The organism is Enterobacter sp. ku-bf2, assembly GCF_001742765.1.
Classification (GTDB): domain Bacteria; phylum Pseudomonadota; class Gammaproteobacteria; order Enterobacterales; family Enterobacteriaceae; genus Enterobacter; species Enterobacter quasiroggenkampii.
Map to the genome: position 1 here is coordinate 34,073 of NZ_MDVW01000004.1, position 14,508 is coordinate 48,580.

General features: G+C 56.4%; 17 protein-coding genes. 10 read left to right on the forward strand and 7 right to left on the reverse strand.

What is annotated here, in order from left to right; genetic code table 11:
- Positions 1–65 precede the first annotated feature (65 nt).
- The 4 genes from yihX to fabY are packed head-to-tail and all read left to right on the forward strand — an operon-like array spanning position 66 to position 2,960.
- Positions 66–665 carry a glucose-1-phosphatase gene (yihX, locus tag BFG58_RS10240; protein ID WP_069719775.1) on the forward strand — a complete coding sequence of 200 codons (600 nt, stop codon included), beginning with the start codon at positions 66–68 and terminating at the stop codon, positions 663–665.
- Entirely contained in the window at positions 659–1,540 is an 882-nt protein-coding gene (locus tag BFG58_RS10245) for a virulence factor BrkB family protein (protein ID WP_045909090.1), read from the forward strand. Before yihX ends, BFG58_RS10245 begins: the two co-directional genes overlap by 7 nt.
- Positions 1,537–1,974, forward strand: a complete 438-nt coding sequence (gene dtd, locus BFG58_RS10250) for a D-aminoacyl-tRNA deacylase (protein ID WP_008501836.1) — start codon at positions 1,537–1,539, stop codon at positions 1,972–1,974. Before BFG58_RS10245 ends, dtd begins: the two co-directional genes overlap by 4 nt.
- Positions 1,975–2,018: 44 nt before the next feature.
- Positions 2,019–2,960 (forward strand): fatty acid biosynthesis protein FabY, encoded by a 942-nt coding sequence (fabY, locus tag BFG58_RS10255; protein ID WP_023309755.1) that lies wholly within the window; start codon positions 2,019–2,021, stop codon positions 2,958–2,960.
- A gap of 8 nt (positions 2,961–2,968) precedes the next feature.
- Here fabY and BFG58_RS10260 read toward each other — a convergent pair whose 3' ends face one another.
- A complete protein-coding gene (locus tag BFG58_RS10260) occupies positions 2,969–3,889 on the reverse strand; it encodes an alpha/beta hydrolase (protein WP_048226825.1) in 921 nt (306 codons plus the stop codon).
- A gap of 198 nt (positions 3,890–4,087) precedes the next feature.
- On the opposite strand from BFG58_RS10260, the gene BFG58_RS10265 reads away from it, so the two are divergent.
- Entirely contained in the window at positions 4,088–4,330 is a 243-nt protein-coding gene (locus BFG58_RS10265; RefSeq protein ID WP_069719776.1) for a ribbon-helix-helix protein, CopG family, read from the forward strand.
- A 2-nt stretch (positions 4,331–4,332) separates the two neighbouring features.
- A complete protein-coding gene (locus BFG58_RS10270; RefSeq protein WP_083261473.1) occupies positions 4,333–4,704 on the forward strand; it encodes a type II toxin-antitoxin system VapC family toxin in 372 nt (123 codons plus the stop codon).
- A 39-nt stretch (positions 4,705–4,743) separates the two neighbouring features.
- On the opposite strand, the gene fdhE is transcribed toward BFG58_RS10270, so the two are convergent.
- The 4 genes from fdhE to fdnG are packed head-to-tail and all read right to left on the reverse strand — an operon-like array spanning position 4,744 to position 10,267.
- A complete protein-coding gene (gene fdhE / locus BFG58_RS10275; protein WP_008501833.1) occupies positions 4,744–5,673 on the reverse strand; it encodes a formate dehydrogenase accessory protein FdhE in 930 nt (309 codons plus the stop codon).
- Positions 5,670–6,305 (reverse strand): formate dehydrogenase cytochrome b556 subunit, encoded by a 636-nt coding sequence (gene fdoI / locus BFG58_RS10280; RefSeq protein ID WP_014172232.1) that lies wholly within the window; start codon positions 6,303–6,305, stop codon positions 5,670–5,672. Before fdoI ends, fdhE begins: the two co-directional genes overlap by 4 nt.
- Positions 6,302–7,204 (reverse strand): formate dehydrogenase subunit beta, encoded by a 903-nt coding sequence (fdxH, locus tag BFG58_RS10285; protein ID WP_008501831.1) that lies wholly within the window; start codon positions 7,202–7,204, stop codon positions 6,302–6,304. The genes fdoI and fdxH overlap by 4 nt, the downstream gene beginning before the upstream one ends.
- Positions 7,205–7,216: 12 nt before the next feature.
- Entirely contained in the window at positions 7,217–10,267 is a 3,051-nt protein-coding gene (gene fdnG, locus BFG58_RS10290) for a formate dehydrogenase-N subunit alpha (RefSeq protein ID WP_090393126.1), read from the reverse strand.
- A 372-nt stretch (positions 10,268–10,639) separates the two neighbouring features.
- Here fdnG and fdhD point away from each other — a divergent pair, with 372 nt between their 5' ends.
- The gene (fdhD, locus tag BFG58_RS10300; protein ID WP_069719778.1) at positions 10,640–11,476 is read left to right on the forward strand and encodes a formate dehydrogenase accessory sulfurtransferase FdhD; all 837 of its coding nucleotides are present in this window, start codon (positions 10,640–10,642) and stop codon (positions 11,474–11,476) included.
- A 114-nt stretch (positions 11,477–11,590) separates the two neighbouring features.
- Positions 11,591–11,803 carry a DUF1471 domain-containing protein gene (locus BFG58_RS10305; protein ID WP_021242795.1) on the forward strand — a complete coding sequence of 71 codons (213 nt, stop codon included), beginning with the start codon at positions 11,591–11,593 and terminating at the stop codon, positions 11,801–11,803.
- A 40-nt stretch (positions 11,804–11,843) separates the two neighbouring features.
- On the opposite strand, the gene BFG58_RS10310 is transcribed toward BFG58_RS10305, so the two are convergent.
- Positions 11,844–12,167 (reverse strand): AzlD domain-containing protein, encoded by a 324-nt coding sequence (locus BFG58_RS10310; RefSeq protein WP_008501826.1) that lies wholly within the window; start codon positions 12,165–12,167, stop codon positions 11,844–11,846.
- Positions 12,167–12,826, reverse strand: a complete 660-nt coding sequence (locus BFG58_RS10315; RefSeq protein WP_045909098.1) for an AzlC family ABC transporter permease — start codon at positions 12,824–12,826, stop codon at positions 12,167–12,169. The genes BFG58_RS10310 and BFG58_RS10315 overlap by 1 nt, the downstream gene beginning before the upstream one ends.
- Positions 12,827–12,928: 102 nt before the next feature.
- Here BFG58_RS10315 and BFG58_RS10320 point away from each other — a divergent pair, with 102 nt between their 5' ends.
- Together BFG58_RS10320 and BFG58_RS10325 are read left to right on the forward strand one after the other, a co-directional pair.
- Positions 12,929–13,477, forward strand: a complete 549-nt coding sequence (locus tag BFG58_RS10320) for a helix-turn-helix domain-containing protein (protein WP_023309744.1) — start codon at positions 12,929–12,931, stop codon at positions 13,475–13,477.
- Positions 13,478–13,494: 17 nt separating this feature from the next.
- On the forward strand, positions 13,495–14,490 hold the full coding sequence (locus tag BFG58_RS10325) for a LacI family DNA-binding transcriptional regulator (RefSeq protein WP_045909099.1): 996 nt from the start codon (positions 13,495–13,497) through the stop codon (positions 14,488–14,490).
- The last annotated feature ends 18 nt before the right edge of the window (positions 14,491–14,508 follow it).

Genomic DNA, 14,508 nt, shown 5'->3' on the forward strand with positions numbered 1-14,508 from the left:
GCACACATAGTCAAATCTCTTTATTCCCGCTACAGTTACTTCTCCACGGCGAGCAGGAGATAAACATGCTTTATATCTTTGATTTAGGAAACGTCATCGTCGATATCGATTTTAATCGCGTGTTGGGTGCATGGAGCGACTTTAGCCGCGTACCGCTGGCAACGTTAAAGCAAAATTTCGCGATGGGTGAGACCTTCCATCAGCATGAACGCGGCGAGATCAGCGACGAAGAATTCGCTGAACGTTTCTGTCAGGAGATGGATCTACCGTTAAGCTACGAGCAGTTTTCACACGGCTGGCAGGCCGTATTTGTCGCCATCCGGTCTGAGGTGATCGACATCATGCATAAGCTTCGCGAGCAGGGACATCGGGTCGTTGTGCTGTCAAACACCAACCGTCTGCACACCACGTTCTGGCCTGAGGAGTACCCTGAAGTTAAGGCGGCGGCGGATAAGATCTATCTCTCGCAGGAGATGGGGATGCGTAAGCCTGAAGCGCGAATTTATCAGGCTGTTCTGCAGGCAGAGGGATTCACCGCGGCCGATGCGGTCTTTTTCGATGACAACGCCGATAATATAGAGGGAGCTAACCAGTTGGGTATTACGTCAATTCTGGTGACCGGAAAAGAGACGATACCTGACTACTTTGCGAAGCAGCTATGCTAAAAACCGTTCATCAAAAAGCCACGCACCATACTCGCCCGCTGCGGGCCTGGCTGAAACTGCTCTGGCACCGGATTGATGAGGACAATATGACCACGCTGGCGGGTAACCTCGCTTACGTGTCATTGCTCTCGTTAGTGCCGCTGGTGGCGGTCATCTTTGCCCTGTTCTCCGCCTTTCCGATGTTTGCGGACGTCAGCGTGCAGCTTCGTCATTTTGTCTTCGCGAATTTCATTCCGGCAACCGGGGATGTTATCCAGAACTACATTGAGCAGTTTGTTGCCAATTCCAGCAAGATGACGGCAGTGGGGGCGTGCGGTCTTATCGTCACCGCGCTGCTGTTGATGTATGCCATCGATAACGCGCTAAACACGATCTGGCGGAGTAAAAAAGCGCGGCCAAAGGTCTATTCCTTTGCCGTGTACTGGATGATCCTCACGCTGGGGCCGCTGCTGGCCGGGGCGAGCCTGGCAATCAGTTCTTATCTGCTCTCCCTGCGCTGGGCGAGTGATTTAAACGGCGCTATTGATAATGTGCTTCGCATCTTTCCGTTGATCCTGTCGTGGCTCTCGTTCTGGCTGCTCTATAGCGTCGTGCCGACCACGCGCGTGCCTAACCGAGATGCGGTCGTGGGGGCGCTGGTGGCGGCATTGCTCTTTGAGCTCGGTAAGAAAGGGTTTGCCCTCTACATCACCATGTTTCCGTCCTATCAGCTGATTTACGGCGTGCTGGCGGTGATCCCCATTTTGTTTGTCTGGGTCTACTGGACCTGGTGTATCGTCTTGCTTGGTGCTGAAATAACTGTCACTCTCGGTGTATACCGCGAACTTAAAAAAGCAGCAGCAGCTGAAAAACAACAAGAAGCAGACCAACCATGATTGCATTGATACAGCGCGTAACCCGTGCCAGCGTCACCGTGGAGGGAGAGGTGACGGGTGAAATTGGCCCAGGACTTTTGGTGTTGTTAGGTGTCGAAAAGGATGATGACGAACAAAAAGCCAACCGCTTGTGTGAGCGCGTGCTGGGCTACCGTATTTTCAGCGATGCGGAAGGCAAAATGAACCTGAACGTCCAGCAGGCAGGCGGCAGCGTGCTGGTGGTTTCCCAGTTTACGCTGGCAGCGGATACCGAGCGCGGCATGCGCCCGAGTTTCTCCAAAGGGGCCGCGCCGGATCGTGCAGAAGCACTTTACGAGTACTTTGTTGAGCGTTGTCGCCAGCAGGAAATGAATACGCAAACCGGACGATTCGCTGCAGATATGCAGGTATCGCTGGTGAACGATGGCCCCGTCACATTCTGGCTCCAGGTATGAGCATACTTACGGCATGGCCGCGGGTAACAAGAGAGAGTACAGCTATGTATCACCTTCGAGTACCGCAAACGGAAGAAGAGTTAGACGCTTATTACCAGTTCCGCTGGGAAATGCTGCGCAAGCCACTGCATCAGCCAAAAGGCTCTGAACGCGACGCCTGGGACGCGATGGCCCACCATCAGATGGTGATGGACGAAGAGGGTAACCTCGTGGCCGTCGGGCGTTTGTATATCAACGCCGATAACGAAGCGTCTATTCGCTTTATGGCGGTTCATCCCTCCGTGCAGGACAAAGGTCTGGGTACGCTAATGGCGATGACCCTGGAATCCGTCGCCCGTCAGGAAGGCGTTAAGCGCGTCACCTGTAGCGCCCGCGAAGATGCCGTTGAGTTCTTCGCTAAACTCGGTTTTGTGAATCAGGGGGAAATCACGACCCCGCAAACCACGCCGATTCGTCATTTTTTGATGATCAAACCCATCGCCACCCTGGACGATATTCTGCATCGCGCCGACTGGTGCGGACAGCTCCAGCAGGCCTGGTATCAGCACATCCCGCTCAGTGAAAAAATGGGCGTGCGCATTCAGCAGTACACCGGACAAAAATTTATTACCACCATGCCGGAAACCGGCAATCAGAACCCGCACCACACGCTGTTTGCCGGCAGCCTGTTCTCACTGGCCACGCTCACCGGCTGGGGACTGATCTGGCTGATGCTGCGCGAGCGCCATCTGGGTGGCACCATCATTCTTGCCGATGCTCACATCCGCTATAGCGCACCGATCAGCGGCAAGCCGAGTGCGGTGGCCGATCTGGGGTCGCTGGGCGGCGATCTGGACCGTCTGGCTCGTGGCCGCAAGGCTCGCGTCCAAATGCAGGTTGAACTGTTTGGCGATAAAACACCGGGCGCGGTGTTTGAAGGCACCTATATCGTTCTTCCGGCGAAGCCTTTTGGCGCGTATGAAGAGGGTGGGAACGAGGAGGAGTAATCTCCTGTTCACGCTCCCCGGGCGTGCTGAATCCGCCCGGCGACATCCCGCATAACGTCTCGCGCTGACTGGCTCACGCCGCCAAGCTGAAAGAAGCCATGGATGACGCCCAGCCAGCGCTGAGCGGTACACTTCACACCCTGCTCCGTCAGATGCTGGAACAACATTTCGCCCTCATCGCAGAGCGGATCGTACTCTGCAGTAATAATGTGCACAGGCGGAAGACCGTAAAAATCATCGCGCCACAGCGGACTTGCTTCGGGGTGCTGGCGGTCGGTGTCAGCGAGGTACATTTCATACCCACTGAGCAGGGTATCGCGGGTGATGATGTAATCCGTGCCATTGAGGGCATAGCTTTCAAAACTGGCCGTGGCGTCAAGCATGGGGTAGATGAGAATGAGCTGCGCAGGTTGCCACAGCCCTTTAACCTTAAGCCGCAGCGCCGTTACCAGCGCAAGATGTCCCCCTGCGCTGTCTCCGCAAAGGGTGATCCGGTTTTTATCCACGCCCAGTTTGTCCGCATAGTGCCAGACCAGATCTGCACCTCTTTCCGCATCGTCATGTGCGGCGGGGAAAGTATGCTCCGGCGCCAGCCTGTACTGAATCGCAATCACCCGGCAGTTGCCGTAGCAGGCTAACTGACGGAGTTGGTTGTCATGGGTATCAAAGCCGCCGCTGATAAAGCATCCGCCGTGGTAGTAGATGGCAGCAGGCAATAGTTCAGGTGCATTGAGAGGTGAAAATACCCGAATGGTAAGACCCTCAAGAACAAGCGTCTCCACCTGAACGCGCGTTTCGGTCTCCCCGGCAAGCCCCGTGCTGGCAATATAGCCTGCTCGTCGCACCTCAATGCTCTGGCGACGTGACGAGGGTCGCCCTGCAGCGATAAATCCCTGAACCAGCTGTGCAATACCCTGTTCCAGCGCCATGAATAATCCCTTTTACTGTATGGATGAACAGTTTTATAGCCTGGTTTGATTCAAAAGAAAACAAGAATAGTGTTGAGGGCAACAATCTGGAAAGCGCCTCGCAAATGGAAGGCTAACTATTGCCAGGGACTTTAACCCTACTGGGAGAAAGCGTATGTTGCCTTGAAAATAGACAATGGTGATATACTGAGGTGATATATGAATTTACTGGCGGAGCTTAGCATGGGCAGAATTCTGATCGATTTGTCGGATGACGTTATTCAACGTCTCGATAACCTCAAACAGCTGCGTAACCAACCTCGTGCCGAATTACTTCGTGAAGCAATTGAGCAGTATCTCGATCAGCAAAGCTCGTCCGTTATCCGTGATGCGCTTGGTCTTTGGGGGAACCAGCAAGAAGATGGTTTAGAGTATGAGCGCAAGCTGCGTGAGGAGTGGTAGTGATGGAACACATGGCGGTTTTTGATACCAATATCCTGATCGACCTTTTCAACAATCGCGTCGAGGCAGCAAATACGATCGAAAACACAGCATCGCACCGGTCAATCAGTCTAATCACATGGATGGAAGTCATGGTACGGGCGCGCAAACATGGCCACGAAGCGAAAACCGCGGCGGTAATGGGCGCATTTGAGGTTATCGATGTAACCCGAGAGATCGCAGAAAGAAGCGTCGTGCTCCGTGAGAAGCATGGCATGAAACTGCCGGATGCCATTATTTTAGCGACTGCCCAAAGCAGAAATTGCCCGTTAATCACCCGGAATACCAAAGACTTTCAGGGGATTGCCGGGGTGGTTTTACCTTATCAATTGTAGGCCGGGCAAGCACGCGCCGCCCGGCACTGTCTCAGGGAATTACTCCCCTTCACCCGGGAACAGGAACGGGTTAATCGAGCTGCGGGCAAAGCCCTCCTGCTCCATCTTCGCGTCCAGAATCAGCGAGGCAAGATCGTCGGCCACCGCTTCGACTTTCGGGTCTTTTTCCTGATACAGAATCTTCAGGTAAGTGCCGCAGTCGCCACAGCTTTCGGCTTTCACCGCCGCGTCTTCATTTTCCAGCGACCAGTAGTTCAGATCGCGGGTCTGTTCGCAGTTGCTGCACTTGATGCGCACCACGTGCCACTCGGTTTCACACAGGTTGCAGTGCAGGTAGCGCAGCCCCTGAGTGGTGCCGATTTGCACCATGCTGGAGACCGGCATAGAGCCGCAGACTGGGCAGAACTGGCGCGCCTCGCCGTATTCGGCGCGCGCTTTACCCGGGATCAGGCTCGCCATTTGCGCCCAGTAAAGCGACAGCGCAGCCCAGATAAACGGCGCTTTATCGCTACTGACCAGTGAGAAGTCAGAGGCAAACAGCGCGCTCGCCATCTCTTCCAGCTCTTGTTCGGACGCTTTTTCCAGATTTTCAATGACCGCCAGCGCGGTACCGCTCATCTCCGGCTTCAGCTCGGCAATGAGCGAATGCAGCAGCTTTTGCCAGTGCTTGTCGCGCGGCAGGACGTGAATGTCCAGCGGTGGCTTGCCCTGCGCGTTGGCTTCTTTGATGCGCGCGGTCAGATCCATTTGCAAGGGGTGGTCATACAGCACCACTTCCTGCGCGTGGGCGACCAGTGCGGCAAAACGCAGAAAATCGCCCAGCGGGTTGTTCTCTGCCAGCTCGCGCAGACGCTCTGCGCGGCGGTTGTAGAGGTTCTTGAGTCTGGGGAATAACAACGGCGGAATATAATCCGCCGTGCGTTTCTCGCTCGACCCCAGCTCATCTTGCGGGATTATGCGAATACTCATTCAGATGACTTTTCCTGTTTCTGGCGGACTTCACGGTACCAGCGCGGGTGATGCTTCTTCGCCCACGTACTGGTTACCCATCCTTCCACCATCGCGGTAATGGTGCCTTTCACCCAAAGGGCGGCGTAGATATGCACCATGATAACCACAATTAACGCCACTGCGGCAAATGAATGCAGCATCAGCGCGAATCGGATCACCGGGATTGAGAAAGCAGGCGCAAAGTACGGACGCCAGATGATCACGCCGCTCACCAGCAACAGGACCAGGAAGATAATCGCCGCCCAGAATACGCATTTCTGGCCGAAGTTATAACGCCCGGTATCACCCACTTCCTCGTTGACGACGATCTTACGAATATTCTTCGCCCAAAAGATATCATCCCGATTGATTAGGTTATGGTGCCAGTAGCGGAAAAACATAATGATGAACGACGCGAACATGATGACGCCCACAAACGGGTGCAGGATGCGCGCCAGCTGTGGTGTCCCCATGATCTGCATCAGCCAGTTGAAGGACGGGAAGAAGAACCCCAGCCCGCTTATCGCCGCCAGCATGAAGCAGAAGGCGGTGACCCAGTGGTTGATGCGTTCCGGCGCGGTGTAGCGCACGATGGTGTCACGTTTTTTCATTTGCGCACCTCGTCTTTCTCTTCATGCAGGTTGTCGTCTTCCTCTTCCGCGCGGTTCGGACCGACGCCGACGTAGTGGAAGATGCTCGCTGCGAAGGTGGCAGCAAAGCCCACCGCTGCCAGCGGTTTCCAGATGCCTTTCCAGAACTTCACGGTGGCGCTGATTTCCGGGTTCTCCGGCAGGCCGTGATACAGATTCGGCTTGTCGGCGTGGTGCAGCACGTACATCACGTGCGTACCGCCAACCCCGGCCGGATCGTACAGGCCTGCGTTGTCGTAACCACGGGTCTTCAGCTCGCCCACGCGTTCTGCCGCCAGCGTTTTCATATCCTCTTTGGAGCCAAAGTGGATCGCGCCGGTTGGGCAGGTCTTCACGCATGCAGGCTCCTGGCCGACGGTAACGCGGTCCACGCACAGGGTGCATTTGTAGACGCGGTTGTCTTCCGGGTTCAGGCGCGGTACGTCGAACGGACAGCCCGCGATGCAGTAGCCGCAGCCGATGCACTGTTCGGACTGGAAGTCGACGATGCCGTTGGCATACTGAATGATAGCCCCTTCTGACGGACATGCCTTCAGGCAGCCCGGATCCGCACAGTGCATACAGCCGTCTTTGCGGATAAGCCATTCCAGTTTGTCGTTCTGCTCCACTTCCGAGAAACGCATCACCGTCCAGGACTTGGCGGTCAGGTCTGCCGGGTTGTCGTACACCCCGACGTTGTGACCCACTTCGTCACGCAGGTCGTTCCACTCAGAGCAGGCCACCTGACAAGCTTTACAGCCGATACAGGTCGTCACGTCGATAAGCTTCGCCACTTCCTGCTGGTGGTCCCGCGCCTGAGGCGCGGGCGTGAAACCGTTAGTCGCGGAACGACGGATAATGTCTTGAGATTGATAAGCCATAAGTCGTCTCCGTTACACCTTTTCCACGTTCACGAGGAAGGCCTTAAACTCCGGCGTCTGCGTGTTCGCATCACCGACGAACGGCGTCAGGGTGTTCGCAATGAACCCTTTCTTCGCCACGCCCTCATAACCCCAGTGAATCGGAATACCGATGGTATCCACCTGCTGACCGTGAACGTTCAGCGTGCGAATACGCTTGGTCACCACCGCCTTGGCCTTAATGTAGCCGCGGTTAGAGGAGACCTTAACGGTATCGCCATGGGCAATGCCGAGCTTGTTCGCCAGCTTCTCGCCGATCTCCACAAACTGTTCCGGCTGCGCGATGGCGTTAAGCAGCGCGTGCTTGGTCCAGTAGTGGAAGTGCTCGGTCAGACGGTAGGTGGTACCCACGTACGGGAACTTGTCTTTTTTACCCAGCGCTTCAAAGTCGCCCTTGAAGATACGGGCAGCCGGGTTAGAGACCACGTTCGGGTGCAGCGGGTTGGTGCCCAGCGGCGTCTCAAACGGCTCGTAGTGTTCCGGGAACGGACCTTCCGCCATCTTATCGATAGCGAACAGACGCCCCATCCCTTCAGGCTGCATGATAAACGGCCCAACGTCGCTGCCCGGTGCGGCAGTGCTGTAGTCCGGAATATCCACGCCGCCCCATTTCGCGCCGTCCCACTTCAGCAGCTGACGCTTCGGATCCCACGGGTTGCCCTGCGGGTCAGCGGACGCACGGTTATAGAGGATGCGGCGGTTGAGCGGCCACGCCCATGCCCAGCCCAGCGTATTGCCAAGGCCTGACGGGTCGGCGTTATCGCGGTTGGCCATCTGGTTGCCTTTCGGCGTCCAGCTACCGGCAAAGATCCAGCAGCCGCTGGAGGTGGTACCGTCATCGCGCAGGTGGGCGAAGGTACTAAGCTGATCGCCTTTCTTCGCCAGCACGGTGCCGGTGGCCGGGTCGATAACGTCCGCCAGTGCCTTACCGTTGCTCTCCATCGCCACTTCTTCTGGGGCAGGGTTTTCCGGCGTCGAGTAGTTCCAGGTCATGTTCAGGACCGGTTCCGGATTCGCGCCGCCTTCTGCCGCGTACATCTTACGCAGGCGCAAGAAGATACCGGCCAGGATCTCGCCGTCGTTCATGGCGATGCCCGGGGCATCAGCGCCTTTCCAGTGCCACTGCAGCCAGCGTCCGGAGTTGACGATAGACCCGTTCTCTTCCGCAAAGCAGGTCGAAGGCAGACGGAACACTTCGGTCTGAATCTTCGACGGATCAACGTCGTTCGATTCGCCGTGGTTCTGCCAGAAGGTCGAGGTCTCGGTATTGAGCGGGTCAATCGTCACCAGGAACTTCAGTTTCGACAGCGACTCAACAACCTTGTTCTTGTTCGGGAACGAGGCAACCGGGTTAAAGCCCTGGCACAGATAGCCGTTCACTTTGCCCTGGTGCATCATCTCGAAATACTGCAGAACGTCGTAACCTTTGTCCCACTTCGGCAGCCAGTCAAAGCCCCAGCTGTTTTCCGCCGTAGCTTTATCCCCGAAGAACGCTTTCATCATCGAGACGAAGAACTTCGGATAGTTGCCCCAGTAGTTCACCTGGCCTTCAAGCAGCGGTTTAGGCGTGCTGGCCGTCAGGTAGGTTTGCAGGTCGGTCTGTTTCTCGCTTGGCAGGTTCATATAGCCCGGCAGGCTCTGAGACAGCAGGCCGAGGTCGGTCAGACCCTGAATGTTGGAGTGACCGCGCAGGGCGTTCACGCCGCCGCCTGCCATTCCCATGTTGCCGAGCAGGAGCTGAACCATCGCCATGGTGCGGATGTTCTGCGCGCCGATGGAGTGTTGCGTCCAGCCGAGGGCATACAGGAACGACGCGGTTTTGTCTTTCGCGCTGGTTTCGGCGATCAGCTCGCACACCTTCAGGAAGTCCGCCTTCGGTGTACCACAGATGTTTTCGACAACGTCCGGCGTGTAGCGGGAGACGTGCTCTTTCAGCAGGTTCCACACGCAGCGCGGGTGTTGCAACGTGGTGTCGCGCTTCGCAAAGCCTTTTTCATCCAGCTCGTAGTTCCAGCTGGTTTTGTCGTACTTGCGTTTTTCAGCGTCGTAACCGCTGAACAGGCCATCTTCGAAGTGGTAATCCTCACGCACGATCAGGCTGGCGTTGGTATAAGCTTCGGTGTATTCGCGGTTGTATTTTTCGTTGGTCATCAGGTACAGCAGTACGCCTGACAGGAAAGTGATGTCAGTACCTGAACGAATAGGGGTGTAGAAATCCGCCACTGACGCAGTACGCGTAAAGCGGGGATCAATCACAATCAGTTTCGCACCGTTGTGGATTTTGGCTTCCATCGCCCAGCGGAACCCGACCGGGTGCGCTTCAGCGGCGTTACCGCCCATCACCACAATGAGGTTGGCGTTCTTGATGTCGACCCAGTGGTTGGTCATCGCACCGCGACCAAATGTTGGAGCAAGACTTGCTACCGTTGGTCCGTGTCAGACACGCGCCTGGTTGTCGACCGCGAGCATACCGAGTGCACGCGTAAATTTCTGGGTTAAATAACCGGTTTCGTTACTGGAAGCAGAAGCACACAGCATCCCGGTGGAGAGCCAGCGGTTGACCGTGACGCCGTCGGCGTTCTTCTCAACAAAGTTGGCATCGCGGTCTTCTTTGATCAGTTTAGCGATGCGGTCAAACGCCTCTTCCCAGCTGATTTGCTGCCATTTGTCGGAACCCGGCGCGCGATATTCAGGGAATTTCAGGCGGCTTTCGGAGTGGATAAAGTCCACCAAACCGGCCCCTTTCGGGCACAATGCGCCGCGGTTAACCGGGTGATCCGGGTCGCCTTCGATATGGAAAATAGACGCTTTGGCGTTTTTAGCACCGTCGCCGAGGCTATACATCAACAGCCCGCAACCGACAGAGCAGTACGTACAGGTATTACGGGTTTCACGGGTGCGCAGCAGTTTATACTGCCGCGTTTCCGCCAACGCTACGCCGGGCGCAAAGCCCAGTGCCGCTGCCGTGGTGCCTGCCATACCGCCAGCGCAGATCTTAAAGAACTGCCTTCTGCTGACCTGCATGGGTCACTCCTTGTTTCGACATTGCTTACATATGTAGTTTTGACTTCGCGGTTGAAGAATGACCGCAAAGGAGAAAAATTTGCGTTAATCCCTCAATTCCACGAGGGATATCATCAGAATACCACATTGTCGGTACCGCTGTTCTAATGGCGTTAATACAAAGTGAACGTATTATCACCATGTTGATTATAAAGTGTGATATCGATCACATTAACAGCTCTGCATGTTAAAGCGATGTAGCCGGTGTCAGGTTGCACCCCTGCTAAATGAGTAGGAGAATGGTTGTCGAAAAGTTGATCCATACTATGCGTACAGCCTGTGGTTTATGCTGCAATAGCACGCTCGCTTCCGTGGTTGTTCAGGAATACCGCTGTGTCTAAACAAAACCGTGATCCCCACTCGTCACCCCTGCCTGCCGGCATTGTGGAACTGTCGGTACACCGACCGCCCCGCATAACCGATGCCACGCCCGATTTTCTGGCGGAAGAAGTGCCCGTTGCGCTCGTTTACAACGGCATCTCGCATGTGGTGATGATGGCATCTCCGAAAGATCTTGAGCTGTTCGCCATCGGTTTTTCCCTCTCGGAAGGCATCATCGATCATCCGCAAGAGATCTACGGCATGGACGTGGTCCAGGCCTGCAACGGTCTTGAAGTGCAAATCGAACTCTCCAGCCGCCGCTTTATGGGGCTTAAGGAGCGTCGTCGCGCGCTGGCCGGGCGTACCGGCTGCGGCGTGTGCGGCGTTGAGCAGCTTAACGATATTGGCAAGCCCGTTGCGCCACTGCCGTTTACTCAGACCTTTAATCTGGCGCACCTCGACCCCGCCCTTGAGCATCTCAACGACGTACAGCCCATCGGCCAGCTGAGCGGCTGCACGCACGCGGCGGCATGGGTATTGCCGTCGGGAGAGATTGCCGGTGGGCATGAAGACGTGGGTCGCCACGTGGCGCTGGATAAGCTGCTCGGTCGTCGTGCGCGTGAAAGTCAGGTCTGGCAGCAGGGCGCTGCGCTCGTTTCCAGCCGGGCCAGCTACGAGATGGTGCAAAAGTCCGCCATGTGCGGTGTGGAAATTTTGTTCGCGGTGTCGGCGGCGACCACGCTGGCGGTAGAGGTAGCGGAGCGCTGTAACCTGACGCTGGTGGGCTTCTGCAAGCCGGGAAGGGCGACGATTTATACCCATCCTCAGCGATTAATAGTTGATCAGTAATTTTGAATAATATTAGCAAATCCTTCCGCTTTTAGTTGTTCGCGATGAGGTCTAGTATTTATCTCATCAAGGCACGGTGCCTTACCTAAACAACTTAATGAAAGGGTTTAAATCATGAAAAGCATCAAAACTTTTGTCGCTGTAATCGCTCTGGCTGCTTCTTTCGGTTCTTTCGCTGCGCAGACTGTGACCGCAACCGCCTCTACCATTGATGGTGCAGAAGCGAAAATCGCGGCTCAGGCTCAGGAAGCGGGCGCATCATCGTACAAAATTACCCAGGCATTCTCCGGTAACCGCGTACACATGACTGCTGAACTGAACAAATAAGCGAGTCACACCGTCGAAAGAGCGCCCCCGGGGCGCTTTTTTAGTTTATGCCCGCCACGCGCAGCAATGCCGTCACCACCGCCGCGGCCACAATGACCACGATTAACGGCATTTTCCGCCAGGCCAAAAACACCGCAAACGCCACGCCCAGCACGCGCGCCATGCCTGCGAAGTGTTCTCCCTCATAAAAGGTGGTCGCCAGCGCGACGGAGAACAGCAATACCGTTGCCGCATCTGACAGCAGCGCCTGAGAACGCTCCGACAGCGCCAGCCGGTTGCCGAGTTTGGCGCCGCCAAGGCGCATTAAATAGGTTCCGGCAGAAAGAATGGCGATGCCGAGAATAAAGACCGTCATGTTTTCCATTATTTTTTCCTCGCGGCAAGACCGAGTAAAGAGAGCAGTACCGGCAGGCCTACTGGGGCAAACGGCACGGCGGCCAGCGATAACACAGCGCCGCTGCAGGCGCGGATCAACGTGGTACGGTTTTTAAATGCGGGAACCACTAATGCCAGCAGAATGGCCGGAAATACCGCGTCCAGCCCGATGGTTTCCGGGTCGGGCAACAGTTTGCCCACCATGGCACCCAGCAGCGCGCCCAGCGGCCAGATGATGGCAACGCCTAAGCCGCATAGCCAGTAGGCGGCTTTACGCTGTTCGGCGGTTTTTTGCGACAGGCCAAACACCACGCTTTCATCGTTCATGATGTGGCAGCCCAGCAGGCTCAGACCGCGCTTGCCCACCAGCTCACGCACCGTCACGCCAAACGGCACATGCCGCGCGTTGACCAGCAAACCTGCCGCCGCAGCTGCCAGCGGATTGCCGCCGCTCGCCACGATGCCGATAAACATAAATTCAGACGCGCCCGCCAGCACGGTAATGGAGAGCACAAACGGCACCCAGACCGGGAAACCGTAGGCCATCGCCAGTGAGCCGTAGGACATCCCGACCACGCCCACCGCGAGGCAGACCAGAATGATTGCTTTTATGGTGTCGCCTTTCAGACAAGAGAGATGATGCTTCATACAATTTTAGCCATATCGAACGTGTATCCATTATAATGAACGCAACGAAACTGATTTTCAAGACGAACGATTTGTTCGTTTTATAGAACGCGAGGCCGTTATATGACGCAGCCGATCAGCCTGATCGCCAAAAGTCTGGTGCGAGAACGCCTGCGAACCGGGCTTTCACTGGCGGAAATTGCCCGCCGTGCCGGGATCGCAAAATCCACGCTTTCCCAGCTGGAGTCCGGCAACGGTAACCCTAGCCTGGAAACGCTGTGGTCGCTCTGCGTGGCGCTGGATATTCCTTTCGCCCGTTTGCTTGAGCCACAGTTGCCGACCACGCAGGTGATCCGCCGTGGTGAAGGGACAAAAGTGGTGGCTGGACAGGCTAACTATGAAGCCATTTTACTGGCGGCATGCCCCCCCGGTGCGCGCCGCGATGTCTATCTTCTGATGACCCAACCGGGAGCAGACCGTATTTCACAGCCGCATCCACCTGGCTCGGTTGAACATATTATTGTGACGCAGGGGCGGGCGCTGGTCGGTCTGCTCGACGCGGCGGAAGAGCTCGGCGCAGGGGATTACATTTGTTATCCCGCCGACCAGCCGCATATCTTCAAGGCCCTGGAGCCAGACACTTACGCGCTGCTGGTGGCGGAACAAAACTAACAGAGATACGGAAACTCATGTCGCTTAAAGCCATTGCCAAAGAACTGGGGCTGTCAGTCACCACCGTCAGCCGCGCCCTCAACGGATATGACGACGTCTCCGCCGAGACGCGCGCACGCGTGGAAGCAGAGGCCCAGCGCCGTGGTTACCGACCGAACACCTTCGCTCGCCGCCTGAAGATGGGCAAAATTGACGCCGTTGGGCTGGTGTTCCCGGTCCATCCTGTTCCGCTCAATAACAGCGTATTTATGGACATGGTCGGCGAAATTAGCCACGAACTGGCGCGACATGAAATCGATTTGTTGCTGATTGCCGATGACGATCTGGCCGATAAACACAGCTACATGCGCATGGTGCAAAGCCGCCGCGTGGATGCGCTGATCGTGGCACACACGCTGGATCACGATCCCCGTCTTGAGCAGCTGCAGGCGGCCGGTTTTCCATTCCTGGCGCTCGGGCGCAGCCATCTCCCGCAGCCGTACGCGTGGTTTGATTTCGACAACTACGCCGGTACGCATCAGGCTACCCGCTGGCTGATCGAGAAAGGCCATCAGCGTATCGCGCTACTTGGCGAAAGCAACAATCAGGCGTTTATCACCCAGCGCCGTCAGGGTTATCTGGACGCGTTGCGGGAAGCCGGGCTTTCCAGCGAATGGCTGCGCGCTATGCCGCCTTCGCGCCGTGTCGGGTATGCCATCACGAAAGAACTGCTTGCCCTGCCGCAGCCGCCCACTGCCATCATCACCGACTGCAACACCCACGGCGACGGCGCGGCGATGGCGCTGGCGCAGATGGGGCGTTTATCCGGCGACAACGCCGTCTCACTGGTGGTCTATGACGGACTACCCCAGGACAGCATCGTCGATATTGACGTGGCGTCGGTGATCCAGTCTACCCGCCAGGGCGTCGGGAAACAGATTGCCGATATGGTGCGCCAGCTGATTAACGGCGACGATATTGAACAGCTTCAGGTGCTCTGGCAGCCAGAATTCTCTCCGGGCCAGACGGCCTAAATAGCGCAAAATTTTAAA

Excerpts from the sequence above, each read along its gene's own strand:
- fdxH (WP_008501831.1), bottom strand. The coding sequence starts at position 7,204 with ATGGCTTATCAATCTCAAGACATTATCCGTCGTTCCGCGACTAACGGT.
- fdhE (WP_008501833.1), bottom strand. The coding sequence starts at position 5,673 with ATGAGTATTCGCATAATCCCGCAAGATGAGCTGGGGTCGAGCGAGAAA.
- BFG58_RS10245 (WP_045909090.1), top strand. The coding sequence starts at position 659 with ATGCTAAAAACCGTTCATCAAAAAGCCACGCACCATACTCGCCCGCTG.
- BFG58_RS10305 (WP_021242795.1), top strand. The coding sequence starts at position 11,591 with ATGAAAAGCATCAAAACTTTTGTCGCTGTAATCGCTCTGGCTGCTTCT.
- yihX (WP_069719775.1), top strand. The coding sequence starts at position 66 with ATGCTTTATATCTTTGATTTAGGAAACGTCATCGTCGATATCGATTTT.
- fdoI (WP_014172232.1), bottom strand. The coding sequence starts at position 6,305 with ATGAAAAAACGTGACACCATCGTGCGCTACACCGCGCCGGAACGCATC.
- BFG58_RS10270 (WP_083261473.1), top strand. The coding sequence starts at position 4,333 with ATGGAACACATGGCGGTTTTTGATACCAATATCCTGATCGACCTTTTC.
- fabY (WP_023309755.1), top strand. The coding sequence starts at position 2,019 with ATGTATCACCTTCGAGTACCGCAAACGGAAGAAGAGTTAGACGCTTAT.
- BFG58_RS10320 (WP_023309744.1), top strand. The coding sequence starts at position 12,929 with ATGACGCAGCCGATCAGCCTGATCGCCAAAAGTCTGGTGCGAGAACGC.
- BFG58_RS10260 (WP_048226825.1), bottom strand. The coding sequence starts at position 3,889 with ATGGCGCTGGAACAGGGTATTGCACAGCTGGTTCAGGGATTTATCGCT.
- BFG58_RS10315 (WP_045909098.1), bottom strand. The coding sequence starts at position 12,826 with ATGAAGCATCATCTCTCTTGTCTGAAAGGCGACACCATAAAAGCAATC.
- BFG58_RS10265 (WP_069719776.1), top strand. The coding sequence starts at position 4,088 with ATGAATTTACTGGCGGAGCTTAGCATGGGCAGAATTCTGATCGATTTG.
- BFG58_RS10325 (WP_045909099.1), top strand. The coding sequence starts at position 13,495 with ATGTCGCTTAAAGCCATTGCCAAAGAACTGGGGCTGTCAGTCACCACC.
- dtd (WP_008501836.1), top strand. The coding sequence starts at position 1,537 with ATGATTGCATTGATACAGCGCGTAACCCGTGCCAGCGTCACCGTGGAG.
- BFG58_RS10310 (WP_008501826.1), bottom strand. The coding sequence starts at position 12,167 with ATGGAAAACATGACGGTCTTTATTCTCGGCATCGCCATTCTTTCTGCC.